26 protein-coding genes are annotated in these 24,491 nt (G+C 74.0%); 13 read left to right on the top strand and 13 right to left on the bottom strand.

Features of this window, described 5'->3' with window-relative positions; translation table 11 throughout:
• Positions 1 to 4: 4 nt before the first annotated feature.
• The 3 genes from IO30_RS0111555 to IO30_RS0111565 all read right to left on the bottom strand — a co-directional run bounded on the left by IO30_RS0111555 (position 5) and on the right by IO30_RS0111565 (position 4,658).
• The gene (locus tag IO30_RS0111555; RefSeq protein WP_031141947.1) at positions 5 to 1,294 is read right to left on the bottom strand and encodes a type III PLP-dependent enzyme domain-containing protein; all 1,290 of its coding nucleotides are present in this window, start codon (positions 1,292 to 1,294) and stop codon (positions 5 to 7) included.
• Positions 1,291 to 2,778 carry a class I adenylate-forming enzyme family protein gene (locus tag IO30_RS0111560; protein WP_063768230.1) on the bottom strand — a complete coding sequence of 496 codons (1,488 nt, stop codon included), beginning with the start codon at positions 2,776 to 2,778 and terminating at the stop codon, positions 1,291 to 1,293. The genes IO30_RS0111555 and IO30_RS0111560 overlap by 4 nt, the downstream gene beginning before the upstream one ends.
• 587 nt (positions 2,779 to 3,365) lie before the next feature.
• Entirely contained in the window at positions 3,366 to 4,658 is a 1,293-nt protein-coding gene (locus tag IO30_RS0111565; protein ID WP_031141952.1) for a glycoside hydrolase family 16 protein, read from the bottom strand.
• A 406-nt stretch (positions 4,659 to 5,064) separates the two neighbouring features.
• Here IO30_RS0111565 and IO30_RS0111570 point away from each other — a divergent pair, with 406 nt between their 5' ends.
• From IO30_RS0111570 to IO30_RS0111585, 4 genes are read left to right on the top strand one after another with little or no spacing between them, the layout of a single operon-like run.
• Positions 5,065 to 6,687: a sensor histidine kinase gene (locus IO30_RS0111570; protein ID WP_037893718.1), complete on the top strand. Its 1,623-nt coding sequence runs from the start codon at positions 5,065 to 5,067 to the stop codon at positions 6,685 to 6,687.
• Positions 6,684 to 7,091 carry a roadblock/LC7 domain-containing protein gene (locus IO30_RS0111575; protein WP_031141956.1) on the top strand — a complete coding sequence of 136 codons (408 nt, stop codon included), beginning with the start codon at positions 6,684 to 6,686 and terminating at the stop codon, positions 7,089 to 7,091. Before IO30_RS0111570 ends, IO30_RS0111575 begins: the two co-directional genes overlap by 4 nt.
• On the top strand, positions 7,088 to 7,447 hold the full coding sequence (locus IO30_RS0111580) for a DUF742 domain-containing protein (protein WP_031141958.1): 360 nt from the start codon (positions 7,088 to 7,090) through the stop codon (positions 7,445 to 7,447). Before IO30_RS0111575 ends, IO30_RS0111580 begins: the two co-directional genes overlap by 4 nt.
• Positions 7,428 to 8,048 carry a GTP-binding protein gene (locus IO30_RS0111585; protein WP_031141960.1) on the top strand — a complete coding sequence of 207 codons (621 nt, stop codon included), beginning with the start codon at positions 7,428 to 7,430 and terminating at the stop codon, positions 8,046 to 8,048. Before IO30_RS0111580 ends, IO30_RS0111585 begins: the two co-directional genes overlap by 20 nt.
• A gap of 73 nt (positions 8,049 to 8,121) precedes the next feature.
• Here IO30_RS0111585 and IO30_RS0111590 read toward each other — a convergent pair whose 3' ends face one another.
• The 3 genes from IO30_RS0111590 to IO30_RS46885 are packed head-to-tail and all read right to left on the bottom strand — an operon-like array spanning position 8,122 to position 9,757.
• Positions 8,122 to 9,105 carry an NAD(P)-dependent alcohol dehydrogenase gene (locus tag IO30_RS0111590; RefSeq protein ID WP_031141962.1) on the bottom strand — a complete coding sequence of 328 codons (984 nt, stop codon included), beginning with the start codon at positions 9,103 to 9,105 and terminating at the stop codon, positions 8,122 to 8,124.
• On the bottom strand, positions 9,102 to 9,335 hold the full coding sequence (locus IO30_RS46880; protein WP_031141964.1) for a helix-turn-helix transcriptional regulator: 234 nt from the start codon (positions 9,333 to 9,335) through the stop codon (positions 9,102 to 9,104). The genes IO30_RS0111590 and IO30_RS46880 overlap by 4 nt, the downstream gene beginning before the upstream one ends.
• Positions 9,329 to 9,757, bottom strand: a complete 429-nt coding sequence (locus IO30_RS46885; RefSeq protein WP_031141966.1) for a hypothetical protein — start codon at positions 9,755 to 9,757, stop codon at positions 9,329 to 9,331. Before IO30_RS46885 ends, IO30_RS46880 begins: the two co-directional genes overlap by 7 nt.
• A 193-nt stretch (positions 9,758 to 9,950) precedes the next feature.
• Between IO30_RS46885 and IO30_RS0111605 the strand changes: the two genes are divergently transcribed.
• The 3 genes from IO30_RS0111605 to IO30_RS0111615 are packed head-to-tail and all read left to right on the top strand — an operon-like array spanning position 9,951 to position 12,216.
• Entirely contained in the window at positions 9,951 to 10,586 is a 636-nt protein-coding gene (locus tag IO30_RS0111605) for an ABC transporter ATP-binding protein (protein WP_031141968.1), read from the top strand.
• A gap of 41 nt (positions 10,587 to 10,627) precedes the next feature.
• Complete coding sequence (locus IO30_RS0111610; protein ID WP_373316432.1) at positions 10,628 to 11,452, top strand: metal ABC transporter permease; 825 nt, start codon at positions 10,628 to 10,630, stop codon at positions 11,450 to 11,452.
• Complete coding sequence (locus tag IO30_RS0111615) at positions 11,410 to 12,216, top strand: metal ABC transporter solute-binding protein, Zn/Mn family (RefSeq protein ID WP_031141972.1); 807 nt, start codon at positions 11,410 to 11,412, stop codon at positions 12,214 to 12,216. The genes IO30_RS0111610 and IO30_RS0111615 overlap by 43 nt, the downstream gene beginning before the upstream one ends.
• Positions 12,217 to 12,356: 140 nt before the next feature.
• Here the strand turns inward: IO30_RS0111615 and IO30_RS0111620 are convergent, their stop codons facing one another.
• From IO30_RS0111620 to IO30_RS0111630, 3 genes are all read right to left on the bottom strand, one after another.
• Positions 12,357 to 12,536 (bottom strand): hypothetical protein, encoded by a 180-nt coding sequence (locus tag IO30_RS0111620; protein WP_157853188.1) that lies wholly within the window; start codon positions 12,534 to 12,536, stop codon positions 12,357 to 12,359.
• A 78-nt stretch (positions 12,537 to 12,614) separates the two neighbouring features.
• The gene (locus IO30_RS0111625; RefSeq protein WP_031141975.1) at positions 12,615 to 14,279 is read right to left on the bottom strand and encodes an AMP-binding protein; all 1,665 of its coding nucleotides are present in this window, start codon (positions 14,277 to 14,279) and stop codon (positions 12,615 to 12,617) included.
• Positions 14,276 to 16,090: a CoA transferase gene (locus IO30_RS0111630; RefSeq protein ID WP_031141977.1), complete on the bottom strand. Its 1,815-nt coding sequence runs from the start codon at positions 16,088 to 16,090 to the stop codon at positions 14,276 to 14,278. The genes IO30_RS0111625 and IO30_RS0111630 overlap by 4 nt, the downstream gene beginning before the upstream one ends.
• A gap of 145 nt (positions 16,091 to 16,235) precedes the next feature.
• On the opposite strand from IO30_RS0111630, the gene IO30_RS0111635 reads away from it, so the two are divergent.
• From IO30_RS0111635 to IO30_RS0111645, 3 genes are all read left to right on the top strand, one after another.
• On the top strand, positions 16,236 to 17,393 hold the full coding sequence (locus IO30_RS0111635) for an acyl-CoA dehydrogenase family protein (protein WP_031157363.1): 1,158 nt from the start codon (positions 16,236 to 16,238) through the stop codon (positions 17,391 to 17,393).
• A 313-nt stretch (positions 17,394 to 17,706) separates the two neighbouring features.
• Positions 17,707 to 18,204: a DUF6232 family protein gene (locus IO30_RS0111640; protein WP_272933185.1), complete on the top strand. Its 498-nt coding sequence runs from the start codon at positions 17,707 to 17,709 to the stop codon at positions 18,202 to 18,204.
• On the top strand, positions 18,201 to 18,542 hold the full coding sequence (locus IO30_RS0111645) for a hypothetical protein (RefSeq protein ID WP_031141983.1): 342 nt from the start codon (positions 18,201 to 18,203) through the stop codon (positions 18,540 to 18,542). The genes IO30_RS0111640 and IO30_RS0111645 overlap by 4 nt, the downstream gene beginning before the upstream one ends.
• Positions 18,543 to 18,545: 3 nt before the next feature.
• Here the strand turns inward: IO30_RS0111645 and IO30_RS0111650 are convergent, their stop codons facing one another.
• Complete coding sequence (locus IO30_RS0111650) at positions 18,546 to 19,625, bottom strand: hypothetical protein (RefSeq protein ID WP_031141984.1); 1,080 nt, start codon at positions 19,623 to 19,625, stop codon at positions 18,546 to 18,548.
• On the bottom strand, positions 19,622 to 20,857 hold the full coding sequence (locus tag IO30_RS0111655; RefSeq protein WP_051902130.1) for an MFS transporter: 1,236 nt from the start codon (positions 20,855 to 20,857) through the stop codon (positions 19,622 to 19,624). Before IO30_RS0111655 ends, IO30_RS0111650 begins: the two co-directional genes overlap by 4 nt.
• Before the next feature lie 179 nt (positions 20,858 to 21,036).
• On the opposite strand from IO30_RS0111655, the gene IO30_RS0111660 reads away from it, so the two are divergent.
• Both IO30_RS0111660 and IO30_RS0111665 read left to right on the top strand, forming a co-directional pair.
• Positions 21,037 to 21,825, top strand: coding sequence for a hypothetical protein (locus IO30_RS0111660; protein WP_031141988.1), 789 nt, complete (start codon positions 21,037 to 21,039; stop codon positions 21,823 to 21,825).
• Positions 21,826 to 21,965: 140 nt separating this feature from the next.
• Complete coding sequence (locus IO30_RS0111665; protein WP_078904418.1) at positions 21,966 to 22,670, top strand: sigma-70 family RNA polymerase sigma factor; 705 nt, start codon at positions 21,966 to 21,968, stop codon at positions 22,668 to 22,670.
• A gap of 60 nt (positions 22,671 to 22,730) precedes the next feature.
• On the opposite strand, the gene IO30_RS0111670 is transcribed toward IO30_RS0111665, so the two are convergent.
• Positions 22,731 to 23,540, bottom strand: coding sequence for a LysR family transcriptional regulator substrate-binding protein (locus IO30_RS0111670; RefSeq protein ID WP_031141992.1), 810 nt, complete (start codon positions 23,538 to 23,540; stop codon positions 22,731 to 22,733).
• 58 nt (positions 23,541 to 23,598) lie between these two features.
• On the opposite strand from IO30_RS0111670, the gene IO30_RS0111675 reads away from it, so the two are divergent.
• Complete coding sequence (locus IO30_RS0111675; RefSeq protein ID WP_031141994.1) at positions 23,599 to 24,009, top strand: DUF5997 family protein; 411 nt, start codon at positions 23,599 to 23,601, stop codon at positions 24,007 to 24,009.
• A gap of 102 nt (positions 24,010 to 24,111) precedes the next feature.
• Here IO30_RS0111675 and IO30_RS0111680 read toward each other — a convergent pair whose 3' ends face one another.
• Complete coding sequence (locus IO30_RS0111680; RefSeq protein ID WP_031141996.1) at positions 24,112 to 24,351, bottom strand: chaplin; 240 nt, start codon at positions 24,349 to 24,351, stop codon at positions 24,112 to 24,114.
• Between the last annotated feature and the right edge of the window lie 140 nt (positions 24,352 to 24,491).

Below are 24,491 nucleotides of genomic sequence, written 5' to 3' on the forward strand. Positions count from 1 at the left end.
GGTGTCAGGTCCTCTCGACAGGGATGCGGGTGAAGACAGCGCGCGAAGCGGTGGTGGGGCGTCCGCCGCCCGTGACCACCTCGACCGGTGCGGGGTAGCTGAGGAATCCCACCAGGCTGGCTGTCAGGCCGTACGCGCCTGTGTTGGGCACCGCCAGCAGGTCGCCGGCGTGCAGCTGGGGAAGGTCGGAGGGGCTGCCCCACTGGTCCAGCGGGGTGCACAGCGGGCCCACCAGGTTCACGGTCCGGCCGGTGGGCTCTTCGTCGCGCCCGTCGCCGGACAGCCGCAGCACGCCCGGGCGCAGCGGGGGCAGCCTGCGCAGCCCGGCGAGGCCGCCGAGGTGGTGGATGCCGCTGTCGAGGAGGGCGTACTGCTGGCCCTTGGACTCCTTCACCTCGACGACCGAGGTGACGAGGGTGCCGCTGGAGCCCACGAGGTAGCGGCCGGATTCGAAGGAGACGGCGGGGCCGCCGTCGCGCCAGGTGGGTACGTGCTGGTCCAGGAGCTTTTCGAGTCCGGCGCGCAGGCCGGGGAATCCGGGGCGTTCGCCGGGCACCGCGTAGGGGGTGCCGAACCCGCCGCCGAGGTCCAGTTCCTCGAAGTCCCGGCCGAGGGCACCGGCCAGCTCCCCGCACATGGCGAGGGCGGCGTCGAACTGGCCGAGGAGGACCTCCTCGGTGGGCAGGTTGGTGCCCATGTAGAGGTGCAGGCCCGTGATCCGTACCCGTCCGGCGTCCTGGAACGCCTGCGGGTCCTGGAGCACCTGGGCGAAGTCCACGCCGAACTTGGTGCTGACGCCGGCCATGGCCAGGCCCATGCCGGGCACGGGCCGGTCGGCGTTGATGCGCAGCAGGACCTCGATCGGGTCCGCCGCGCCGGCCGGGTCCTGCCCGGCGGTGTGCGCCACGGCGACGAGGGTCTCCAGGTCGCGGACGGACTCGACGGAGAACCGGGTGACGCCCGCGCTCAGCGCCTGTCCGATTTCCAGCGCCGTCTTTGCGGGGCCGCTGTAGGTGATGTCTGCTGCCGCAAAGCCGGCCACCAAAGCGGAATCGAGCTCTCCAGTGGAACTGACCTCGGCACGGCATCCGAGTCCGGCCAGGACTCCGGCGACCTCGGGGTGCGGATTTGCCTTCAGCGAATAGTGGATGACCGCCCCCTCGGGGAGGGCCGCCACGAGGTCCGCATGGGATTCGGCCACGACGTCGAGGTCGTAGAGGTAGAGCGGCGTGCCGAAAGTGATGGCGGCGGATTCCGGTGTTGTCGCCGGAAAAAGCGGAATGCTCTCTGTCATCGTGTCCCCGCAGAGGTGAGTGAGCCCAGGGCCGCCTTGTCGATCTTCCCGTGGGGAGTCAGCGGAAGCGTCTGGAGAACCTCGCACACTTCGGGAATTTTGTGCGGCTCAAGACGGTCCCGGAGTCCGGCCAGGATTTCCGGAACGTTTACTTCACCACTCACGAACAGGCGCGCGGGCCCGTCACCGACGGGCGAAAGCGCCGCCGCCTGGTCGACTCCGGAAATGTCCAGCGCCGCCTGTTCTATCTCCATGGTGCTGACGCGGAATCCCTTCCGCTTGTAGACGTCGTCGTCGCGGCCGAGGAAGTAGATGTAGCCGTCCTCGTCCATGCGGCACTGGTCCCCGGTGTACAGGGAGGTGCTGCCGTCCGGGCCGGGCCGGAAGCGGCGCGCGGTGAGCTCGGGCGCGTTCCAGTAGCCGGGCATCACGTGCGGACCCGACACGACCAGTTCGCCGCCGGTGCCGGGCGGGAGCACCCTGCCCTGCTCGTCCACGACCGCGCAGGAGGTGCCCGGCAGCGGGCGCCCCACGGAGCCGGGCCGCGCGTCCACGCCCTCCGGCTCCAGGACCGACACCCGCTTGCACTCGGTCAGCCCGTACATGGGGGCGACCTGCAGCCCGGGGATCGCGGAGCGCAGCGAGGAGATGTGGGACTCGCCGAGGGCGGCGCCCGTGTTGGTCACGAGCCTGAGCTTCAGCCCGTGGCTGCCGGCGCGGGCGGTGAGGCGCACCAGGGTGGCGGCCAGGGCGGGGACCAGCGGGAAGACGGTGGCCCCGGTCTCCTCCAGCCTGCGCAGCAGGGCGGGTCCGGCCGAGGCGTCGCCGTCCAGGACCAGGTGCGCGCCCGCGGCCAGGGAGAGGAAGACCTGGTAGAGGCCGTAGTCGAAGGAGAGCGGGGTGCACGAGAAGACGGTGTCCTCGGCCGCGTAGCCGAGCACCTGGCCGATCGCACCGACCGCGAAGGCCATCTGCCGGTGCGGGGACATCACTGCCTTGGGCATGCCGGTGCTGCCCGAGGTGTAGATCAGGCAGGCGAGGTCGTCCTCGGAGCGGTCACCGGCCCCGGGAAGGACCGCGACGGGGTCCGGGCCGGCCTCCCACAGCTCCTCCTCCAGCACGAGGGTCCGTACGCCCGTGCCGGTGTGGGCTCCGGTCAGGTCGGGCGCGACGAGGGCCAGCGCCGGAGCGCAGTCCGCGGAGATGTGGTCGAGGTGGAAGGGGCGGACGCGGGGGTTGAGGACCACCGCGACTGCGCCCGCGTAGGAACAGGCGAAGAGCGCGGCCACGGTGCCCGGCCCGTTGGGCGCGTGGATGACGACCCGGTCGCCCTTGGTCACTCCGAGACCCGAAAGGCGCCCGGCCAGGTTCACGGCCCGGTCGCGGAGTTCGGCGTAGGTCCAGGTCACGCCCCCGGCCGTGAGCGCGGGACGGGTCTCCTCGGTATTGCATTGTTCGTCGAGCAGATCATGTAGGAAACGCAAGACTTACCCCTCGTAAGCATGACGGACGCTCCAGCCTCTCAAAGAGGGCAGGGCGTGTCTCAGCGGGAGCCGCCGGAATGTGTTGCAGGTTCGTGAAAATCGCGGTGGTACCGGAGACGTCACGGCCCGGAGCGCAAAAGAGGACGACGACGGCCGCGCTGCCGTCGCCGAATGCATGCTGCATCCGCGTTCACTTGCCATGGCCCCCGCCACTCTCCCCCGCCCACGCACCGGAATTCCAGATTTCGCTTTCTGGGAACCGATGGAATGCGGAGTTGCCATCCAATGGCCTGCGGCGCACAGAAGATCATTTGCGGTATCGGATCGCAACCCCTTATCCGAATACCGAGACGAGAAGGTGAGGTCTCATCGGGGCCATTTCCGAGTATGTTCGCCCCGAACCGGCCATAGCCCGCCGATCCCGCACAGACCTGCGATCGCACGAGGTGGAGTACGCGGGCGGGGTCCCGGAGGGCGGCGGGAAGCACGGTGCCGGGCCGCTCGCGTCGGACGGAGCGGCCCGGCACCGTGGCGGGGCTGGGCGGGGTGGGGAGGGGTGGGGAGGGGTGGTCGGCGGGCCCGGGCCGTCAGCCCGTGCGCGTCCACTTCTGGTTCGCGGCGCCGGTGCAGGTCCATATCTGCAGCCGGGTGCCGTTCGCCTGGTTGCCGCCCGCCACGTCCAGGCACTTGTTCGCCTGGGGGTTGACCACGTCCCGCGCCGCCGGGAAGGCCCACTGCTGGGCGGGGGTCCCGTTGCAGTCCCAGAGTTGTACCGCGGTGCCGTCGGCCGTACCTCCCGATGCGACGTCCAGGCACTTGCCGAGCGCGCGGACCGTGCCGTCGCCTCCGACGCTCCACTGCTGGGCAGCGGTGCCGTTGCAGTCGTAGAGCTGTACGGGAGTCCCGTTGGCGGTGCCGGCCGCCGCGACGTCCACGCACTTGCCGCCGAGCCCGGTGATGGCCCCGGCTCCCGGCTGGCCGCCGCCGGAGGTGACCCGGACGTAGTCGACCAGGAGTTGCTGGGGGAAGGCCGTGCTGCCGTCGGGGTCGCCGGGCCAGTAGCCGCCGACCGCGAGGTTGAGGATCACGAAGAACGGCTTGTCGAAGACCCATTGGCGGCCGCCGAGGTCGGCGGGGGTGCGCCGCTGGTACACCGTGCCGTCGACCGACCAGGTGATCGCGTTCGGGCTCCAGTCGACGGCGAAGGTGTGGAAGGCGTCGGCGAAGGCCTGCCCGCCGGGCAGGGTGTACCCGGCGCCGATGCCGCCTGACCCGGAGTAGCCGGGCCCGTGGAGGGTGCCGTGGACGGTGGACGGCTCGAAGCCGACGTTCTCCATGACGTCGATCTCGCCGGAGGCCGGCCAGCCGACCTGGCCTATGTCATCGCCCAGCATCCAGAACGCGGGCCACATGCCCTGCCCGCGCGGGACCTTCATCCGGGCCTCGACGCGCCCGTAGGTGGTGGTGAAGCGTCCGGCGGTGTTGAGCCGTGCGGAGGTGTACTCGCACCGTCCGTACCAGCACTGGTAGTTGCCCGGGTTCTCGCGGCGGGCGGTGACCACCAGGTGGCCCTGGCCGTCGAGGGCGGCGTTGCGGTTGCCCGCCGTGTAGTACTGCCGCTCGTGGTTGTTGACGTTGTCGCCCGTCTCGGTCTGCCACTTCGCTCCGTCGACGGCGGCGCCCGCGGGCCCGTCGAACTCGTCGGAGAAGGTGACCGCCGCCGCTGCGGCGGCCGGAGCGGGAGCGGGTGCGGGCGCGGCGGGTACGGGGCCGCCCTGGGCCGTTCCCGTGGACAGGGCCGCGAGGGCGAGGACCGAGGCGAGGGACAGCAGCAACCGCCGGGATAAGCGCGGGGAGCGGGGGGAGCGGGGGGAGTCCATGACTCTCCCTTCCGTGAGCGTGGGGGGAGACGCTTAGTTCAGTACGTGATTTAAGAAGTGAACAAATTCCCCGTCAAGGGGTTGGTGTGGACCAAAGCTCCGAACGCGGGCCACGGCCGGCCGGCACCTGACGGGAATCGGCCGATTCCGCAAGACGCTCCGGGCCGCCGCACGACCGGCTCCCGCACGCCCGCCGTCCTGACCTCCGGCGGGTTCCGCAGCACAGCGCGCCGGGCGCGCCCATGCCCGCGGGCCAGCGGCGCCAACGGTTTTCGGACAGGACGCGCGACGCCAACTGAACGAGTCCGTCCGCATCATGACCTGTTGTCAAGACCTGTGCATTGAACCGATAAGATCCCGGGCTGTTGTCCAATGATCTTTCGCTTTCGATCGTTTGAGGATTCTGATGGTTCGAGAGGGATCGTCGCCCGGTAGTCCAGGGCCCGCCTCACCCGTCGCATGGGCGCTGCCCGCCGTGCTGACCGCCGCGGCCGCCGCGGTCGCCGTCTCGGTGGTCTCCGCGCCCGCACGCACTCCCGTCGCCTGGATCGGCGCCGCGGCCTTCGTCGCCGTCGCGCTGGCCTGTGCCGAGGCCGCCCGGCGCGGCAAGGCCGTGGTGGCGCTGCGGGCCACGGTGGCCGCGCAGGAGGCGGCCCTGTCACGCCAGCAGGACGCAACCGTGCGGCTGGCCGAGACCCTGCTGCCGGACGTCGTGGCGCGGCTGCGCAAGGGCGAGTTCCCCGAGGACGTGCTCTCCTCGCTGGAGGACCCCGACGCCTACCGGTCCGGCCTCACCCCCGCGTTCATGGCCGCCCACCAGGCGGTGCTGCGCTCGGTGCTCGACGCCGTGGTCGCGGAGGAGGACCTGCGCGACTCGGCGCAGCGCGCCTTCGTGAACATCGCCCGCCGCGTCCAGGCCATCGTGCACCAGCAGGCCACGGAACTGCGGGAGATGGAGGACCGGCACGGTCAGACCCCGGCCGTCTTCGGCGACCTGCTCCGGCTCGACCACGGCACCGCGCTCATCGGCCGTCTCGCCGACTCCATCGCCGTCCTCGGCGGTGCGCGGCCCGGCCGCCAGTGGAGCAAGGCCGTACCCCTGTACAGCGTGCTGCGCGGTGCGATGTCCCGGATCATCGACTACCAGCGCGTGGAGCTCCACTCGGTGTCCCAGGTCGCGGTCGTCGGCCCGGCCGTCGAACCGCTCATCCACGCGCTCGCCGAACTGCTCGACAACGCCACCCGCTACTCCCCGCCGCAGACCAAGGTCCACCTGACCGCCGTCGACGTGAACTCGGGCATCGCGGTGGAGATCGAGGACGGCGGCCTGAGCATGAGCGAGGAGGCCCGCAGCCGGGCCGAGCGCATGCTGCGCCAGGCCCAGCAGGGCATCGACCTCACCGACCTGGGCGAGACCCCTCGCCTGGGCCTGGCCGTGGTCGGCCGCCTCGCGCAGGCCTACGACTTCCAGGTCTCGCTGCGCTCTTCGGCGTACGGCGGCGTGCGCGCCGTCCTCGTCATCCCGCAGGACCTGATCACCACCGTCTCCGCCGCGACCGGCGTGGCCCACGGCATCGGCACCTCGTCGGGGCCGCGGACCGCCCTGACGCCGGCGACCGGCCCCGGCAGGGAACCGGCCGTACGGCAGAGCGCGGCGCAGCCCGCGCCCCGGGCCGCGGACCCGCGGGTGGCGCGCCCGGCCACCGGGCCGCGCCCCGTGGCGGCGGAGCACGCCCATGCGGGCGAGGAACTGCCCGCCGTGGTCGAACGGACCACCAACGGACTGCCCCAGCGGCGCCGCAAGACCCGCGCCACGGCGCCGGTCCAGACCGCGGCCCCCGACCAGGCCGGCAGCTGGGCCCCGGAGCGGGCCGAAGCCGAGCCCGAGCCGCAGGTGCAGCCGGGCATGTGGCTGGCCGCCTTCCAGAGCGGCCTCGCCGAGGACAGCCAGACCGGTCCCGGGCGGACCGGAGCAAGCCAGAACAGTGACGCCTCGCCGGACTCGGCGAGCAAGGGGGAACAGCCATGAGTCAGCTGCAGACCAATATGGACTGGATGCTCAAGGACCTGGCCGAGAGCGTTCCGCAGACCCGCCACGTGATCGTGCTCTCCGCCGACGGCCTGCGCATGGCCCAGTACGGTGCGGAGACCGACACGGCCGACCGGCTCGCCGCGGCCTGCGCCGGACTGCAGAGCCTGGCGGGCGCGGTCGCCTCCGAACTCCCCAACAGCAACGGCCGGATGCGGCTCGTCGTGATCGAGATGGACGGCGGGTTCTTCTATCTGATGGCGGCCGGCGCCGGTGCCTACCTCGCGGTGCTGGCCAACGAAGGCGTGGACGCCGGACTGATGGGGCAGCGCATGCGGGACCTGGTGGCGCGGATCGGAGAGCACTTGAGCAGCCCGCCGCGCCGCGACGGACAGACCGCGTGAGTGACCCGGGCCCGCACTGGGAGGACGGCACTCCCGAGCGGCTCTACGTCATCACGAACGGCCGCAGCGGACCGTTAACGACCAGCACCCTCGACCTGGTGACACTGATCATCGCCAGGTCGGGGCCCAGGCCAGGGATGCAGCCGGAGCACGCGGCGATCATGCGCATGTGCCAGTCGCCGCTCTCGGTGGCGGAAGTCTCCGCGTACCTCGCCCTGCCGGTGAGCGTGGTCACCGTACTCATCGGTGACCTGCTCGCCGCCGACCACGTGCTCTCCCGCGCACCGGTCGCCCTCGCCCAACTCCCGGACCTGGCATTGATTGAGGCAGTGATCGATGGACTTCGAAAGCTCTGACCCTCCCGCGGGGCCGCGGCGTGAGGACGCGTTGCCCGCCACGGCCGCCGCTGCGGTCAAGGTGGTGATCGTGGGCGGTTTCGGGGTCGGCAAGACGACCCTGGTCGGCTCGGTGAGCGAGATCCGCCCGCTGACCACGGAAGAGACGATGACCCAGGCCGGGGTCGGCGTCGACGACACGGCGGGCGTGGAGCGCAAGAGCTCCACCACCGTGGCCATGGACTTCGGCCGGATCAGCATCAACGAGGAGTTGGTGCTGTACCTCTTCGGCACACCGGGCCAGCAGCGCTTCTGGTTCCTGTGGCACGGCCTGTTCGAGGGCGCGCTGGGGGCCGTGGTGCTGGTCGACACCCGTCGGCTGGAGGTCAGCTTCGACGTGATCGGCCGGCTGGAGGAGCGCGGGGTGCCCTTCGTGGTCGCCGTCAACTCCTTCCCCGAGGCGCCCGATCACCCGGTGGAGGAGCTGCGGGCCGCCCTGGACCTGCCGGACTCCGTACCGCTGGTGCTGTGCGACGCCCGGCGCCGCGACTCCAGCCGGGACGTCCTGATGACCCTGATGCGCTACCTGCACTCCCTCGCGGTGACCCCGGAGGCCTCGTGACCGCCCCGTCCGCCGGTCCCCGGGGCGCCGCACCGGCGAAGTGAGCACGCGTGCGGGCGGAGCCGGCCCGACGTCAGTTCGGCTCCTCCCGTACGCGGATGACGAGCTTGCCCGCGGCGTTGCCGTCCATCAGGTCCCGTACGGCCGCCGGGACTCCGTCCAGCGGGTAGCTCCGGCCGACGGCCGGGGTCACCGAGCCCGCCTCGATGAGCTCCGTGAGCTGGTCGAGTTCCTCGCGCCGTGCCACGGCGAGGAGTCCCCGGAGCCGGTGGCCGACGAACGGTGACAGCAGCAGGGCGCGCAACTGGCGGTCGTTGCCGCCGATCCACGGGCCGCCGCCCTCGCCGCCGACGATGACCAGGGTGCCGCGCGGGGTGAGGGCGCGGCGCAGGGCGGTGAGGGAACGGTTGCCCGCGATGTCGAGGACGAGGTCGTAGCGGCGGCTTCCGTCCGTGGGGTCCACGCGCGTGTAGTCGATGACCTCGTCGGCGCCCAGGGAGCGGACCAGCTCCGCCTTGGAGCCGCGGCACACCCCGGTGACGCGGGCCCCGAAGGCCTTGGCCAGCTGGACGGCGTAGCTGCCGACGCCGCCCGAGGCCCCGATCACCAGGACGCTCTGCCCGGCGGTGACTCCCCCGGTGTCCCGCAGGGCCTTCAGGGCCGTGCAGGCGGACACCGGGACGGCTGCCGCCTGCTCGAAGTCCAGGTTCCGCGGCTTCGGGGCGAGCTGGTCCTCCTTGGCGCAGGCGTATTCGGCGAACGATCCGCTGCCCGTCCCGTACACCTCGTCCCCCACCCGGAAGCGGCCGGCCTGCGGCCCGACGGCCACCACCCGCCCCGCCAGGTCCAGGCCGCGCACCCGGGTCCTGGGTGCGCGCAGGCCGAAGCCCGCGCGGACCAGGTACGGCCGCCCCTCCAGGAGGTGCCATACCCCGCGGTCGACGCCGGCCGCGTGGACCCGTACGAGCACCTCGCCCTTCCCGGGGAGCGGCTGCTCCACCTCGGCCGGTCTCATGACCTCGGGCGGGCCGTACACGTCGTGGACGACTGCTTTCATGGTGCGTCTCCCTCTGTCTCGGGGTACTGGAACACCTGGTCGAGCGGGACGGCGAACACCCGGGCGATCTGGAAGGCCATCTCCAGGGTGGGCGAGTAACGGCCCTGCTCGATGGCGATGACGGTCTGACGGCTGACGCCGATCCGGCGGGCGAGCTCGGCCTGGGTCATCTCCTCGTGGGCGAAGCGCAGGGTCCGGATCGTGTTGGTGACCCGCGTCGACCTCACCACGGGTGGAACCCGAAGCGGTAGGCGACGATCTTCGCGACCGAGGACAGGACCGCGGACAGGACGAAGGCCAGGTAGATCGCGTTGGCGATCCAGAACGGTGCGGCCCCGGCCATGGCCAGGACCAGCCCGGACACTGCTCCGACCACCACGAACGACTGCCCGACGTACTCGCCGAACCGGTGGATCTCCCGGTCGCGCTGGTCCTTGGTGTTCTCGCAGTCGGGCGAGAAGGCCGTCACGAGCACGTGCAGCAGGATCGACGCCGCGATCGCCCCGCCGACGGTCCACAGCAGTGCGGCCCGGTACGGCGTCTCGGCCAGGGCCGTGCCCGCGGACGGCCCGAGGACCACGCCCAGGTAGACGAGGTACGCGACGACCGTGACCACGAGCATGGTCCAGGCCCGTCTCTCTTCTGCGGCCATTCCCGCCCCCACTCTCCATGTAAAGCAAACCTGACACCGCCAGTGTCAAGGAGTCGCAACATGGTGTCAAGTTTTCTGTACATCACGCGGGACCGGGAACCCGGGGCTCCCGCCGTCCGACTACTGCCCCGTGGGCGGGCGACGGCCCGCGGACCGCCGGGACCCACCCGGCCGGGCAGGAGCGAGGAGCGCGATGGGCGGGCTGGACGTACGGATGCGGGAGGTCGCCTGCCGTCACGGCCGGGTGGAGGCCGTCAGTGCGGTGGACCTGGAGATCGCGGCCGGTGAGCGGGTCGCCCTGACCGGGACCAACGGCTCGGGCAAGAGCACCCTGCTGCGGGCCGTACTGGGCCTGCACCGGCAGGTCACCGGCTCGATCCTGGTCGGCGGCAGGGGCACGGCCACACCCGCCCAGTGGGCCTGGCGGCGCCGGGCCTGCGCCTGGATCCCGCAGAAGCCGGTGGCGGGCCGCTTCCCGCTCCTGGGCGAGGAGTTGCTGGCGGCGAGTGCGGCCCCGGCCGAAGCCGCGGAAGCCGCTGCCCGGCTCGGCGTGGCCGGGCTGACGCGACGCCCCCTGCACACCCTGTCCGGCGGGCAGCTGCAACGCATGTACCTGGCCCGGGCCATGGGCTGCGTCGCCGCCGGGGCGCAGGTCCTGCTGGCCGACGAACCCACCGCCGCCCTCGACTTCGCCGGGCAGGACGAGGCGGCCGACGTCCTGACCTCCCTGCCGGTCACCCTGGTCGTCGTGACCCACGACCGGGCGCTCGCCGAACGCTGCGACCGGGTCCTGGAGATGGCCGCCGGCCGGCTGCGGGAGGTCCGGTGAACCTGGCCGCCACCGCCGACCTCGGCGAACTGCTCCAGCTGATGCCCGTCCGCAGAGCCGCGGCCGCCCTGCTGCTGGCCGCGGTGGGACTGCCCGTCATCGGGGTGGTGATCGTCGGGCTGGACATCATGCCGGTGCGCTTCGCGATGATGCACGTCGCCCTGCTGGGCATCGCGACCGGGCTGCTGACCGGACTGGACCCGATGCTGTGCGCCCTGGTGGCCTGCGCCCTCGCGGGCGCCGGGGTCGCCCCGCTGGCGCGCACCCCGGACGGACTGTCCGGGGCCATGGGCCTGCTGATGAGCCTGGCCATCGCCGCCGCCCTGCTCCTGCTGTCCGTGTCGGGAGTCAACGCCTCCGGGGCCTTCGCCCTGCTGTGGGGGTCGATCCTGTCCGTCGGCACCGCCGACCTGATCGTCCTCGGGCTGCTCGCCGTGGCCGTACCGGGGCTGTTCTGGTGGAAGCGGCGCGAGCTGGCCCTGCTGCTCCACGACCGCGAACTCGCCCAGTGCTCGGGCGTACCGGTGGGCCCCCTGACCCTCGTCCTGCTCGTCCTGGTCGCGGTCGCCGTGGCCGGGGCGATCAAACTGACCGGCGCCCTGCTCGTCGACGCCCTCACCCTGCTGCCCGCCCTCGCGGCCCGCCGGCTGGGGACCTCCCTGAAGTCGATCACCCTGTGGGCGGTCGGCATCGGCGTCACCGTGAACCTGACGGGCTTCCTCCTCGCCCTCTGGCTGGACTGGCCCCCCGGGCCGGTCCTCGTCCTGACCGCGGGGGCCGTCGTCCTCGCGGTCCACCTCGTCCCCGAACGGAGAACCAGCTCATGGCGCGCACCCGCGTCCGCATCTCTTCCCTCCTCGCACTGACCACGGCGGCCCTGGCCCTCGTGACCGGCTGCGGCAGCGACGACGCCCCGTCCGAGGCGGGCGGGTCCCCGCGCGGGGGCAAGCCCGTGGTGGTCGTGACCACCACCTGGGAGGGCGCCTTCGCCAAGGCCGCCGGAGCCGAGGACGTCACGGTGATCGTGCCGACCTCCGTCCACCACGCGCCCGACTACGATCCCAAGCCCTCCGACCTCGCCGCCGTGGCCAAGGCCGACTTCGTGCTGTACGCGCCGTTCGAGCCGTACGCCGCGAAGATCAAGGAGGCCGCGGGCTCCAAGGCCCGGCTCGTGGAGGTCTCCCTCGACAACGACGCCGACAAGGCGGGCGCCGAAGTGGCCCGGCTGGGCAAGCTGTTCGGCACCGAGGAGGCCGCCGCCCGCTGGAAGACGGGCCTGGACACCGAGCACGCGAAGCTCAGCGCCGAGCTGAAGGCCGCCTGGCCCGGCGGCCGCAGCCCGGCCGTGGTCTCCCAGGTCTTCACGGCCTGGTCGGCGAAGCTGGCGGGCGCCACCACGGTCGGCACCTACGGCCCTGAGGCGGTCACCCCCGCCCAGCTCGCGGAGCTCTCGGGCAAGGAGCCCTCCCTGGTGCTGGACAACGTCCACATGTCGACCGGGGCCGTCCTGCCCGACTCGGGAGCCCGGCAGGTGCCGATCGTCAACTACCCCGGTGACGACCTCGACCTGCTGGCCGTCTACCGCAACGCGGCCGCCGAACTGAAGAAGGCCATGGCCGCCACCTCCTGAGGCCCCACGGCCGCGAGGGGGCCGCACCGCCCATGAGCAGCCCGCCTTCCGGGGCGGGCCGCAGGGCGTCGCAAGCGCGTGTGGTCCCCACCCTGTCCGAACCTGTTCGCCGGCGAGGACGGCGCCGCCTGCGGACGGCGCTACCTGCGGTACGCCAGCACGTGCCGCCCCTCGTGGCGCTCACAGTCCGGGCTGCCGTCACGATCGACCAGCGTCAGCCAGCTGCCCGCCTCCCACTGGAGGCCCATGCCGCAGATCATGCACGTGCCGGCGTACCGCCGGTACGGCGGGGGCACTTCGTGCGGCTTTCTCTTCGCCATCCCCTGAGCGTAGGACACCCCGCGCCGCCTCCCTTCCCTGGGCGACGGGCGCGGGGCCCTCTTCCGGTGGCCGGACCCTCAGGCCGTGAGCCGTGCGCGCAGCGCCGCCCGGTCGGGCTTGCCCGCCGGAGTGAGCGGCAGCGCGGTGACCAGCAGCAGCCGCTCGGGGTGCTTGCCCCGCTCCAGCCCGCACCGGGTGAGGTGCTCGCCCAGCGCGGCGAGGGTGAGCACGGACTCCGGGCCGGGCGAGGTGGCGTCCGCCCGCGGGACCACGCAGGCCGCCAGCCGCTCCCCCATCAGCGCGTCGGGGACGCCGAGGCAGACCACGTCACGGACCAGTGGGTGCGAGGTGAGCTCGCGTTCCACCTCGGCCGGGCTGATGTTCGCCCCGCCCCGGATGACGATGTCCTTGAGGCGGCCGACCACGTGCAGTACGCCGTCCTCGTCGAGGAAGCCGAGGTCACCGGTGCGGACCCAGCCGTCGGGGGTGCGGTAGCGGGCGTCGAGCTCGGGGGCGGCCACGTAGCACAGCGGGGTCATCGGGCCGCGCGCGACGATCTCCCCGACGGCGCCGTCCGGCAGCGGTGCACCGGTGTCCGGGTCGGTGATGCGGATGTCGGCGACCCGGGGGTCGGGCCGTCCCGCCACCACGTCGGAGCCGTCGCCGAGCGGTGTACAACCATCCAGACCCGTATGGCAGTTGACCCCGTCCGCGGAACCGTACAGATTCACGACCGGGCAGCCGAATGCCTTCGCGGCGCTGACGGCGGTCGTCCCGTCGAGCGGAGACCCGCCGAGGACGAGGGCCGTGGGAGCGGGCAGCGGCGGCCCGTCGTCCTCCAGCCGGTCTAGCATCATCCGCACCATCGTGGGCACGCCCAGGACGTGGGTGGGCTCGTGCTCCCGGATCGCCGCGAGGGCCGCCTCGGGGGTGAACCGGTCGAGCAGGACGAGCGTGCCGCCGTGCCGGGCCAGGGTGACCGCGGTGCCGTTGGAGCCGAAGGCGGAGGCGAGCGGTACGAGGAACAGGCAGCGCGGCGGGGTGCCGTCCGGGATGAGGGAGGCGAGGAAGTTGCCGCGGCCCCCGGCCAGCGCGTTGTGGGAGTACGCGACCATCTTCGGCTCGGACTCGGAGCCGGAGGAGACGAGGATGCGGGCGGCGCTGTCGGGGTCGGGACGGGCGGGGACGAAGCCGTTCGGGTCGCTGCGCAGCAGCCGGGACAGCGCCACCGTGCCCTGCGGGACCGTCCCTTCGGGTCCGGCGGCCACCACGTGGCGCAGGGCGGGCAGGGCCGGGGCGAGGGCCTGGAGTTCGGCGGCGTGCGGGATGCCGCGGTGCTCCACCGCGGCGATGACGGCGACGGCCCCGGAGCGGCGCAGGAGGTGCTCGGCCTCCAGGACGCCGCGGCCCACCGGGAAGGGCAGGGCGACCGCGCCGAGTGCGGCCAGGGCCAGGTCGGCGATGACCGCGTTGCGGTCGTCGGGCAGTTGGACGCCGACCACGTCGCCCGGGCCGGTGCCGAGTGCTCTGAGGCCGGCGGCCAGACATCGGACCTTGCGGTCCAGGGCCGTGTAGCAGAGCTTGCCCTTGGCATCGAGGACGGCCGTCCGGTGCAGGTCCGCGATCTGACGGGCCCGGAAGAGGCTGTAGAGGTCGAGGTCGGGGCAGGTGCCGTCCACCACCCAGGAGCGGCGCAGCGCGGAGGGCAGCAGGTCGTCGAGGGCGGGTGCGTCGGCGGTCATACGAAGCTCCAGGGGTCGGGAACAGCGGGGGCGCCGTACGCGTCGCGGCTGATCGAGCCGGCGAAGCGCGGGTCGTGGTGCAGGTCGGCCAGGTCGGTGGTCACGCGGGTGGCGGTCAGTCCGTGCTCCCGCAGCAGCCGCAGGGCCTGCCCGGTGGGCAGGTGGCGCAGGCCGTACGCGGCCGCGGCGGTGGCGCAGGCGTCGGAGGGGGCGACCCAGCCGTCCGCCGTGGGCAGCGGGCGGCGAAAGCCGGGGGGCCGTCTGGCGCCGGAGCCGCGGGCCGCCCGCGCGAGGGCCGGGGCGGTCAGCAGGTCGGCCGCGCCCAGCAGGGAGGAGTCCACCCGCACGCCCCGGCCGGTGCGTTCGCGCAGCAGCAGGCCGGCGAGCACGGCCTCGGCTCCGAGCAGTCCGCCGAGCACGTCCAGGAGGGTCATCAGGGAGGGCGCGGGCGGTTCTCCCTGCGGGCGGACGGCTTCCCCGACGCCGGTGCGGGCCTGGACCATGAAGTCCGTGCCCATCGGGGCTCCGGGGAGGCGGTCCGCCCAGCCGCTGGTGTACGCGTAGACCAGGGCGGGGTTCGCCGCGGCCAGGTCCGCGGCGTCCAGGCCCAGGGCGGCGGCCTTGCCCGGGGCCCAGTTGTGGAGGAAGACGTCCGCCCCGGCGGCCAGCTCCCGCAGCCTGCGCCGGTCCCGCTCCGCCTTGATGTCGATCTCGACGGCCCGCTTGCCCCGGTTGAGGGCGAGCCAGCGGGCGGAGATCCCCGAGCAGGCGGGCGGCATCCCGCGCAGCGGGTCCCCGCCGGGCGGTTCGATGCGGATCACCTCGGCGCCGAGCAGGCCGAGCAGGTGCGCGGCGAGCGGGGCCTGGATGCGCCGGCCCGCCTCCAGCACGGTGAGCCCGGTGAGGGGCCGCCCGGCGCTGACGGCTGCGGCGCTGACGGCTGCGGCGCCGCCGGTCCGCGGGGCGGCGGGGCCCGTCGGGGCCAGCGACCAGGGGGCGGCGCCGTCGTGCTCCGCAGCCCGTTCGGCGAGGGTGCGCAGGGCGCACACCTCGGCGCCGGAACCGGCCGCGGCCCGGCGGATCCGCTCCCAGGGGTGGGCCCGGGCCGTGGTGTGGAGGGAGCCGGGGAAGGGCGCGCAGGCGGTGGCGTACCGGAACTGGAAGGGCCGCCAGCCCGCCCGGACCGCGTCGCGGGGTGCGTCCAGGGCGTACCAGAAGGCCGCCCAGGCGCCGGGGTCCAGCGTCTCCAGTTCGAAGAGGACCCCGTCGCCCGAGGTGAACGGCGGTCCGCCGGGGGCGAGTTCGGCCGCCTCGCCTTCGTCGGCCCCGGTGGCGGCGAAGTACTGGGAGACGGCCAGCAGGCCTGCCCGGTCTGCGCCGGTCCGTACGGAGACCGCGTCGGCGCCGCGGGCCTGCGCCAGCAACGCGGCCAGGAGGCCCTGCACGGCGAGGACCCCGGCGGCGGTCGCCGCGTAGTCGGCGGCGAGGGCGCGGGGCTCCCCGTCGCGCCGGCCGTGGACGGCCATCATCCCCGTGGCGGCCTGGACGGTGGCCTCGTCGACGACCCCGCCGGCCCGGTCGCCCCAGGACAGCCGGGCCTCGACGGGCCGGAAGTCCGCCCCGGTCAGCACGGTGCGTCCCGCGTCCTGCGGCCCCGAGCCGTCCGTACCACCGCCCTGGGAGGTGGTGCCGGCAGCGCCGAGCAGCCGGAGGTGTCCGGCGACGACGTCGGCGGTTCCCGGGGGCCCCGACGCGGCGAAGCTCAAGGCGTCGAGCGGCCGGGCCGTCCGCGTGGTGACTGGTGACGCCATGCCTGTCCTCTCCTGGCGCGGCGGTGGCCTCGCCTGCGGGTGTTCGCTGCCTGCGGGAACCAGGGGGCCGGTGCGCCCGACCAGTTCCACAGAGGAACAGTCGGACAGCCGTTCCCACGGGTTCCCGGCGAACTGGAGGAAAGACGTGCCCGATCGAGCCCTACCGCAGCGCGTTGCGGAGTTCGTGCGCACCCGCGTGGTGCCGCAGGAGCCGGTCCTGGACGCGGGCGGCCCCGCCGCCGCAGCCGTCCTGCGCGCCCTGCGCGAGGAGGCCCGCACGAGCGGACTGTGGGCCCTGCCGCTGCCCCGGGAACTGGGCGGCGGCGGACTGACCCTGCGCGAGTACGCGGTCCACGCGGAGGCGGAGGGCGCGAGCGACCACGGCCCGGCGGCGCTGGGCTCGGCTCCGCTGCTCGACGTACGGATGCTGGCGCGGCACGGCAGCCCCGCGGTGCGCGAACGCTGGCTGCGGCCCCTGGTCACCGGGGAGCTGCGCTCCTGTTACGCGATGACCGAGCCCGGGGTCCCGGGCACCGAACCCCGGCTGACGGCGGCCCGCGCGCACGCCCGGCCGGACGGCAGCTGGCGCGTCAGCGGCCGCAAGTGGTTCACCTCCGGCGCCGCGGACGCCGCTCTCGTGACCGTCCTCGCCCGTACCGACGGGACGGAAGGGGACCGCGAAGGCCTGTCCCTGCTGCTGGTGCGCACCGACTCGCCCGGCTTCCGCCTCGTGCGCGAACTGCCCGTGTTCGGCGCGGGCGGCCAGTGGGAGATCGAGCTCGACGGGGTCCCGGTGCCGCAGGACCACGTGGTCGGAGCGCGCGGCGGAGCCCTGGCCGTCGCCGGGGAGCGGCTCCAGTGGGGCCGCACCCTGCGCTGCCTGCGCTGGCTCGGCCAGGCGCAGCGCGCCTTCGACCTGATGTGCGCCCGGGCCGCCTCCCGGACCGGGTCCGGTGGTCCGCTCGGCGGGCACCAGCTGGTCCAGCAGCACGTGTTCGAGGCCCTGCTGGCCCTGCGCACCACCCGTCCGCTGGTCCACGAGGCGGTGGCCCTGCTGGATGCCGGGCGCGACGCCCGTACCGAGACGGGCCTCGCCAAGGTCGCCGCGGCCCGCATGCTCCAGCGGGTCGCGGACTCCGCCATCCAGGTGCACGGCGCGGCCGGCCTGGGACCGGACACCCCCCTGCCCGCCCTGTTCCGCAGCGGCCGCGCCGCCCGCATCCTGGACGGTCCGGACGAACTGCACATCACCTCGGTGGCCCGGCGGGTGCTGCGCGCGTACGGCGAGGAAGGCCCCTGCTGAGCCGCGCGTGAGGCCAACTCTCGGCCAGAGCGCCGAATTGGCTGCTTCTCGTCTGCCTCCCGGCGCCGCCCGGGCGCTTAATGGTGCTCCCGCCCGCGCAGGTGGGAGCCACGAGCACACGGGGGGACACATGGACACCAGCAGCGCCGCGGCACCACCACCCGGGCCCCCGCCCGGACCGCCTCCCCAGCCGCCGTCGGGAGCAACTCCCGGGCCTCCGCCGGGGCCGCCGCCCGGACCGCCGCCGCCTCGGTCGCCGTCCGGGCCGCCGCCGTTCGCATCGATACCGCCTGCGCCCAGCAGGGGACGCGTCCTGGTCCTCCAGGTCAGCCGCAGGATGCTGTGGATCGGCTCGGCGGCCTTCCCGTTGCACAACATCACCCGGGTCGAGGCCTTCAAGGTCAAGCCCGACCTCGGCGCGACCCTCCTGCGCCTCCTGAAATGGCTCTTCGTCACCGCGGTGGTCTACGCCGTCGTCAACTACGCCAGCAGGGGCGACGCGCGGGTCGGCGAGGACGGCAACCCCTTGTTCCTCGTGATACTCGTCGTCCTGGTGGTCCTCTGCCTCAAGGACCTGTTCCAGGCGTCGAAGCCGGTACTGGCCGTCGAGACCGCCAGCGGCTCGGCGGTGGTCGTGACCCTGCCGAACATGGACGAGCTGCGGCAGATCGCCGGCCTGATCACCCACGCCATCGACAATCCGGCAGCCGAGTTCAGCGCCTACGTCAATCAGATCAACAACACCACGAACCACTACGGCCCCGTCGTCAACATGAACAACGGGCAACGGAACACGGGGTTCAGGCTGTGAGCGACGCGTCGAACTACTACGGTCCCGTGGTCAACATGAACGACGGGCACCACAACACCGGCATCAGCTACGGCGCCCCCGGCGGCTCCCAGGACGAGAACCTCCGCGCGCTCGTCGCCGAGCTGACCCGGCTCCTCCAGGAACTGCACCAGCACCTCACCCCGGAACAGGCCCGGACGGTCGAGGAAGCCCTGCCCGCGCTCACGCCCGACCGCACCGCCCTGCGCGAACGCGGCCTCCTCCTGGCATCCGTCGCGCAGATCGCCGCCGCGGTCGGCACGGTGGGCCAGCCGGTCACGGACGTGATGGGACGGCTGCTCGCCCTGCTGGGCCCGTGACCCTCATACACGGGTGATGTCCACCAGGCCGGTCACCGAGGCGAGCGCGAGCGCCAGGAAGAAGTCGCCCCACACCAGTTCGTGCCGTACGGCGCTGCCCCCGGCGGCGTCGTAGCAGCCGTCCAGCAGCATCCCGGCCGGGCGGCCGCCGCCGGGCGCGGACAGGTGCGCACCGGTCAGCCGGGCGAGGATCTCCCCGGCCCGGTCCGTGTACGCCGCCTGCCGGAGGCCCGGCAGGCGGGCGAGCTTGAGCAGGGCGACGGCGGTGACGGCCGCGGCCGAGGTGTCGCACGGGCCGCCGGGCCGGTCCTCGTCGGCGGGCGGCACGAGCGGGCCGTGGAACCCGCCCGGTCCGTGCGGCAGCAACCGCCGGAGCGCCGCCTCCAGCCGGTCGGGGCGCCAGTGCGGGCCGCCGCCGGAGCGGTGCAGGGCATCGGCAACGGCCAGCAGCAGCCAGGCCCGGCCCCGGCTCCACCCGGCCGCGGGTTCCACGCAGGGCCGCCAGCCCGCCTGCGCGTCGAAGCTCCAGGCGGGCCTCAGCCCGTCGGCGCCCAGGCACAGGTCGAGGTGGCGGTGCAGGTGCGAGGCGGCCGCGGCGCCGTCGGGCTCGGCCTCGGCCAGCAGCGGCACCATGCCCGGCACGCCGTCGGCGCGGGCCAGCAGCCGGGGCCCGCCCAGGGCCGAACCCCAGGGCACCAGGCCGAGTTCCGGGTCCAGAGCGGCCAGGCAGGAACGGGCGGCCCGGGCCCGCAGCTCCCCGGCCGCCCCGTCGTCCGGGGCTGCGGCCGTCCCGTACCAGAGGATCAGCCCGCGGGTGGCGGTGTCGGCCCCGGCCCACGGCGCGAGGCGGGCGGTGCACCGTACGGCGGCCGCCCGGTCCGCCGCGTCCCCGGTGTGCCGGGCCCGCAGCCGGAGCAGCCCGGCCCAGAACCCGCCGGCCCACGACCCGCGCCCGGTCGTCGTCCACCGGCCGGTGCCGGGGTCCGCGAACAGGGGGAAGCGGGGCCCGACTTCGGCGGCGGTGACGGCCACCCGCCCGAGTACGGCTGCCAGGGCCCGCTCCGCCCCCTCGGGCGCGGTCATGCCCGGACCCCGGCGGAGTCGGTTCCGTCCACCCGCCCGGCCCGGCCCGCCCGGTCGCGTACTGCCCAGGCGAACGCGACGACGCAGGCCGCCCCGAACTCGGCGGCCACCAGGCTCCAGCCGAGCCCGTAGCGGCCCGCCTCGGCGAGCAGGCCGAAGAGCGGCGGCCCCACCGCGAACCCGGCGAAGAACCCCGCGGCGACCAGGGCCGAGTCCTGACCCGCCCGGCCCGGCAGGGCCCGCTGCATCACCAGCACCATCGAGACCGCGTTGCCGGAGACCGCGAACACCCCCACGGCCACGGCGGCCGCCCAGGCCGCCGGGCCCGCGGCCTGGGCGGCCGCCGCCACCAGCAGGGCCGCCGCCACGACCGCGCCCGCCGCCAGGACGCCCGGCAGCCACTCGGCCCGGCCCGGCCGGGCCGCCTTCGACCAGCCGATCCGGCCCACGACCCCGGCCACGCCCAGTACCGCCACGAGGGCCCCGGCGGCGGTGGGGCCCAGGCCGAGGCGCTCCGTACCGAACAGGGCGAGATAGGTGTTGACCGAGGCGATGCCGCTGCCCAGGAAGAGCGAGAAGACCGCCAGCCAGAGCACCACCGACGGGACACGGCCTCCGACGTCGGGAGCGGGCCCCGCCGTGGGCGGATCGGGCGGCAGCACCCGCAGCGCCCACAGGCCGGTCAGCAGCGCCGCACCCGCCGCGGTCCACACCGCGCCCCGCCAGCCGACCCCGGCGGCGAGCGCCGCGAGCGGCAGCCCGGCGACGAACGCCCCCAGCTGCACCCCCGACTGCTTCGTCCCGGTCACCTGGCCGCGCCGCCCGGCCGGTACGGCCGCCACGACGGCCTTGTTGGTGGCGGGATTGGCCAGCGCCTGCGGCAGTCCGCCCAGGGCGACCGCGCCCAGCAGCACCCCCGTACCGGGGGCGGCCCCGATCAGGGCGAGGGCCGCCGCGGAGGTCAGGAGCAGCAGGACGAGGGCGCGGCGCGGACCGATCCGGTCCACCGTCCGGCCGCTGGAGGGCGACAGGACCGCCGCCGTCCCGAAGCCGATCGTCGTCGTCAGCCCCAACACGGTCGGCGAGAGGCCCAGTTCGGCCACGAGGCGCGGTCCGAGCGCCCCCAGCAGGAACAGCTGCAGCATGGAGAAGGCCATGGCGCAGGTGAGCAGCGCGGTGAACCGCCGGCCGGGTGCACCGGCCGTCCGCGCCGTCTCCCCGGTCGCTCCCATCGCGCCATCCCCTCCCCCACCAGCCCTGCGGATCAGGACAGTTGTCGGCTCCGCCCTCCACCCGGTTCCCCAACGCCCTTGTGGTGTCTCTCACATCACTGGTGGCCCTTGTCGTCGGGTGACAAGTTCCTTACCTGCTCATCCCCTTGTCGGGCGGGGACTGCGAAGATGAACCCGCCATGATTCCGGGCCGGTGTTGCCGAGCGGTACGGGCCGCGGTGTTCGCGGCCACCTGCGGGCTGCTCGCGGCGCTCGGCCACGTCCTGATGTCGGGGACGTCCGTCCCCTGGTGGGCGATGGCCCCGGCGCTCGCCGGAGCGGGCGCGGCGGGCTGGTCACTCGCCGGCCGGGAACGCGGCGTACTCGCCGTCACCTCGGTCGCCGTCCTGGTACAGGCGGCCCTGCACGGCGGGTTCTCCCTGGCCCAGGCCGCCGCCGCCCGAAGCTCCGGCACGGAAACCGGCTCGCTGACCCGCGCATGGGTGCGTCACCTGCTGTGCGGCGCCCCGGACGCCGTCGCCGCACCGCTGCCGGCCACGGCCGACGCACTGCACCTCGTCACACGGGCCGGGCACGGCGGTCCGGCGCACCTGCCTCCGGGCACGGCCGACGCGGCCCTGACGGGCGCCGCGCACGCCCACCACACGGCCACGGCGCTGACGCAGACCGCCGCGCCCGCGCACGACATGTCCGGCGCCTCGTCCGGCGGCATGCTGGCCGCCCACCTGCTGGCCGCCCTGCTGTGCGGCCTGTGGCTCGCGTACGGGGAGAAGGGCACGTTCCGGATGCTGCGGGCGGGCGCCGGCTGGCTGCTCGCCCCGCTGCGCCTGGTCCTGCGCCTGCCCGCGCCGCCGCACCGGCCGCGGGTCCGCCCGTACCGCGAGTGCCGCACGCACCCGCTGCTCCAGCTCCTCCTCGACCACACCGTCACCTCTCGGGGTCCGCCGCCCGGGACCGCTGTCCTCTGACAGCCGGCTCCCCGGCGGCGCGACCCTGTGCGTCACGCCCCGGGCACCGGCCGCGCACTGCTGTGCGCGGCCGTGGACCTCACCGGCGCCGCTCCTCCCGCGGCGCCGGATCCCGCATCCTTCCCGAAGGACCCCAGGCGATGACTCCTGCCCTGAGCACCCTCCGCACGCCCGAAAACAGGCCGGCCCGGCACACCGCGACCTCCGACGAGGCGGTGACCCGGCTGGCGCTGGCCGCCCGCGGCGGCGACCCGCGGTGCACCGACCGGTTCGTCCGCGCCCTCCAGCGGGACGTCTGGCGCTACGTGGCCTACCTCAGCGCCGATCCGCAGGCCGCGGACGACCTCACCCAGGACACGTTCGTCCGGGCCCTGGGCGCCCTGCCCCGCTTCGAGGGCCGTTCGTCGGCCCGGACCTGGCTGCTGTCCATCGCCCGCCGGACGGTGGTGGACAGCCTCCGGTACGCCGCCGCCCGCCCCCGGACCACGGACCGGACGGACTGGCAGGCCGCGGCCGAGCAGGCGCAGCCTCGTGACGTGCCCGGCTTCGAGGACGGCATAGCCCTCGCCGAGCTCCTGGCGGCCATCCCCGCCGAGCGCCGCGAGGCCTTCGTCCTCACCCAGCTGCTGGGGCTGCCGTACGCCGAGGCGGCCCTGGCGGTCGGCTGTCCGGTGGGGACGGTGCGCTCCCGCGTGGCGCGCGCCCGCACCGCGCTGATCGGCCTGCTGACGGACACCGGGGAGGCGTGGGTCGAGACGCCCGCGCCGCGGCCTGCGCACCAGGCCGGTGATCCGCGTCCGGGCGACGGGCTCCGGCAGGCGGTGACGGCCACGACCGCTCCGTGAACCGAGACGGCCCGCCGCCCCGGGAGGGGCGGCGGGCCGTCTTCGGTCCTGCGTGCGTGGCTAGCGGCCGCGCGGCTTGCCGCGCTTGGCACCCTTGGCACCCTTGGCACCGCCGGAGGCGCCGCGCGAGCCCTTGCCGGACCCGGCGGACTTGCCGGAACCCGCGGACCTGCCGGACCCGGAGGTCTTGCCCGCGCCGGGCTTGCGCTGGGCGCCGCCCGTCTCGGCGCGCTTGCCCTTGGGCTGCGGGGGCGTCGGGGGACGGCCCCGGGTGCTGTTGACGGTCCGCCCGCGGACGATCCCGATGAACTCCTCGACCAGGTCGGTGGTCTCCTCCTGCGGCCAGGACAGCGCGACGCGCGACTCCGGGACGCCCGAGACCGGCCGGTAGGTGAGGTCCCTGCGGTGGTAGAGGCGGGCCAGCGACTGCGGGACGACGAGCAGGCCGACCCCGGCCGCCACCAGCTCGATGGCGTCCTCCGTCGTGGCGGGGCGTTCCATCGCGGGGCGCCCCGGGGGGTTCTCCCAGTCCAGGGTGTCGTCGAGGGGGTGCAGCACGATCTCTTCGGCGAGGTCCTCGGCAGACACCTCCTCGACGGCCGCCACGAGGTGGTCCTTGGGGATCACGACCACGGTCGTCTCGGTGTAGAGGGGGATCGCGCTGAGGTCGTCCCGGTCCACGGGCAGGCGTACGAATCCCGCGTCGGCGCTGCCGCCGCGCAGCACGCCGAAGGCCTCGGCGGCCGGGGCCGCGACGAGGGTCAGGGGGACGTCGGGCAGCCGCTCGTTCCAGATCCGCACCCACTTGGTGGGCGTCACTCCAGGGACATACGCGAGCCGGAACGAAGGGGATGTTTCCGAGCCTGTCACTCCGCCAGGTTACCGGTCGTGGTCGGCGGTAGCGCACATGCTCGATACCCTTGGCAGCATGACGTCGCACCAGAGCACCCAGACCATGAAGCCCGCGACTGCGGCGAAGAAGCTGGGTGTGTACCTCGAGGCCACCCCCGCAGAGTTCCAGGAGGGTGTCGTCTCGCGCACCGAGCTGGCCGCGCTGCAGGCCGACCCGCCCCAGTGGCTGCAGGACCTGCGCGCCAACGGCCCGCACCCGCGTCCCGTGGTCGCGGCCAAGCTCGGCGTCTCCATCGCGGGCCTGGCCCGCGGCGGGGTCACCGAGCCGCTCACCACGGAGCAGATCGACGCGCTGAAGAACGAGCTGCCCGACTGGCTCCAGAAGGAGCGCGCCACGCAGGCCGAGGTCCGCAAGGAGACGGTCCGCATCAAGGAGAAGAAGGCCGAGCAGGCCCAGAAGCAGCAGGGCGGGACGTCTGCTTCCTGACGTCCTGGACGTCCTGCACGTCCTGGACGTCCTTCGCAGGAAAACGCCGTGGGGCGGGGGTCCGAAGACCCCCGCCCCACGGTGGTTCCACAGGTCAACGGGTCAGTCGTTGACGCAGACGTTGCCGGCGGCCGGGTTCAGCGCACCGATCACGTTGATGCTGTTGCCACAGAGGTTGATCGGGATGTGGATGGGGACCTGGATCACGTTGCCCGAGAGCACGCCCGGGGAGCCGATGGCCGCACCCGAGGCGTTGGAGTCGGCGGAGGCCGCCGACGCTCCGCCGGCGATCGCCATGGCAACGGCCAGGGCCAGGCCGGCACTCTTCAGAACACGGGACATGGAAAGTCTCCTCGTTGCTGCAGGACGGCACCTGAGCGCCGCGCGTCCCCAACGGGTCCGCATCTTCTCTTCGGCACGAAAGCCCTCCACGTTCGGCCTGAGCGGGCCGGTTCCCTCGAAAGGGTGGGCCCGGCCCTGCT

This window comes from Streptomyces xanthophaeus (genome assembly GCF_000725805.1).
In the GTDB taxonomy this organism is placed as follows: Bacteria; Actinomycetota; Actinomycetes; order Streptomycetales; family Streptomycetaceae; genus Streptomyces; species Streptomyces xanthophaeus.

Coding starts and splice junctions, on each gene's coding strand:
- IO30_RS0111555 (WP_031141947.1), bottom strand. CDS start 1,294: ATGACAGAGAGCATTCCGCTTTTTCCGGCGACAACACCGGAATCCGCC.
- IO30_RS0111565 (WP_031141952.1), bottom strand. CDS start 4,658: ATGGACTCCCCCCGCTCCCCCCGCTCCCCGCGCTTATCCCGGCGGTTG.
- IO30_RS0111570 (WP_037893718.1), top strand. CDS start 5,065: ATGGTTCGAGAGGGATCGTCGCCCGGTAGTCCAGGGCCCGCCTCACCC.
- IO30_RS0111575 (WP_031141956.1), top strand. CDS start 6,684: ATGAGTCAGCTGCAGACCAATATGGACTGGATGCTCAAGGACCTGGCC.
- IO30_RS0111585 (WP_031141960.1), top strand. CDS start 7,428: ATGGACTTCGAAAGCTCTGACCCTCCCGCGGGGCCGCGGCGTGAGGAC.
- IO30_RS0111590 (WP_031141962.1), bottom strand. CDS start 9,105: ATGAAAGCAGTCGTCCACGACGTGTACGGCCCGCCCGAGGTCATGAGA.
- IO30_RS46885 (WP_031141966.1), bottom strand. CDS start 9,757: ATGGCCGCAGAAGAGAGACGGGCCTGGACCATGCTCGTGGTCACGGTC.
- IO30_RS0111605 (WP_031141968.1), top strand. CDS start 9,951: ATGGGCGGGCTGGACGTACGGATGCGGGAGGTCGCCTGCCGTCACGGC.
- IO30_RS0111610 (WP_373316432.1), top strand. CDS start 10,628: ATGCCCGTCCGCAGAGCCGCGGCCGCCCTGCTGCTGGCCGCGGTGGGA.
- IO30_RS0111615 (WP_031141972.1), top strand. CDS start 11,410: ATGGCGCGCACCCGCGTCCGCATCTCTTCCCTCCTCGCACTGACCACG.
- IO30_RS0111620 (WP_157853188.1), bottom strand. CDS start 12,536: ATGGCGAAGAGAAAGCCGCACGAAGTGCCCCCGCCGTACCGGCGGTAC.
- IO30_RS0111625 (WP_031141975.1), bottom strand. CDS start 14,279: ATGACCGCCGACGCACCCGCCCTCGACGACCTGCTGCCCTCCGCGCTG.
- IO30_RS0111630 (WP_031141977.1), bottom strand. CDS start 16,090: ATGGCGTCACCAGTCACCACGCGGACGGCCCGGCCGCTCGACGCCTTG.
- IO30_RS0111650 (WP_031141984.1), bottom strand. CDS start 19,625: ATGACCGCGCCCGAGGGGGCGGAGCGGGCCCTGGCAGCCGTACTCGGG.
- IO30_RS0111655 (WP_051902130.1), bottom strand. CDS start 20,857: ATGGGAGCGACCGGGGAGACGGCGCGGACGGCCGGTGCACCCGGCCGG.
- IO30_RS0111660 (WP_031141988.1), top strand. CDS start 21,037: ATGATTCCGGGCCGGTGTTGCCGAGCGGTACGGGCCGCGGTGTTCGCG.
- IO30_RS0111665 (WP_078904418.1), top strand. CDS start 21,966: ATGACTCCTGCCCTGAGCACCCTCCGCACGCCCGAAAACAGGCCGGCC.
- IO30_RS0111675 (WP_031141994.1), top strand. CDS start 23,599: ATGACGTCGCACCAGAGCACCCAGACCATGAAGCCCGCGACTGCGGCG.
- IO30_RS0111680 (WP_031141996.1), bottom strand. CDS start 24,351: ATGTCCCGTGTTCTGAAGAGTGCCGGCCTGGCCCTGGCCGTTGCCATG.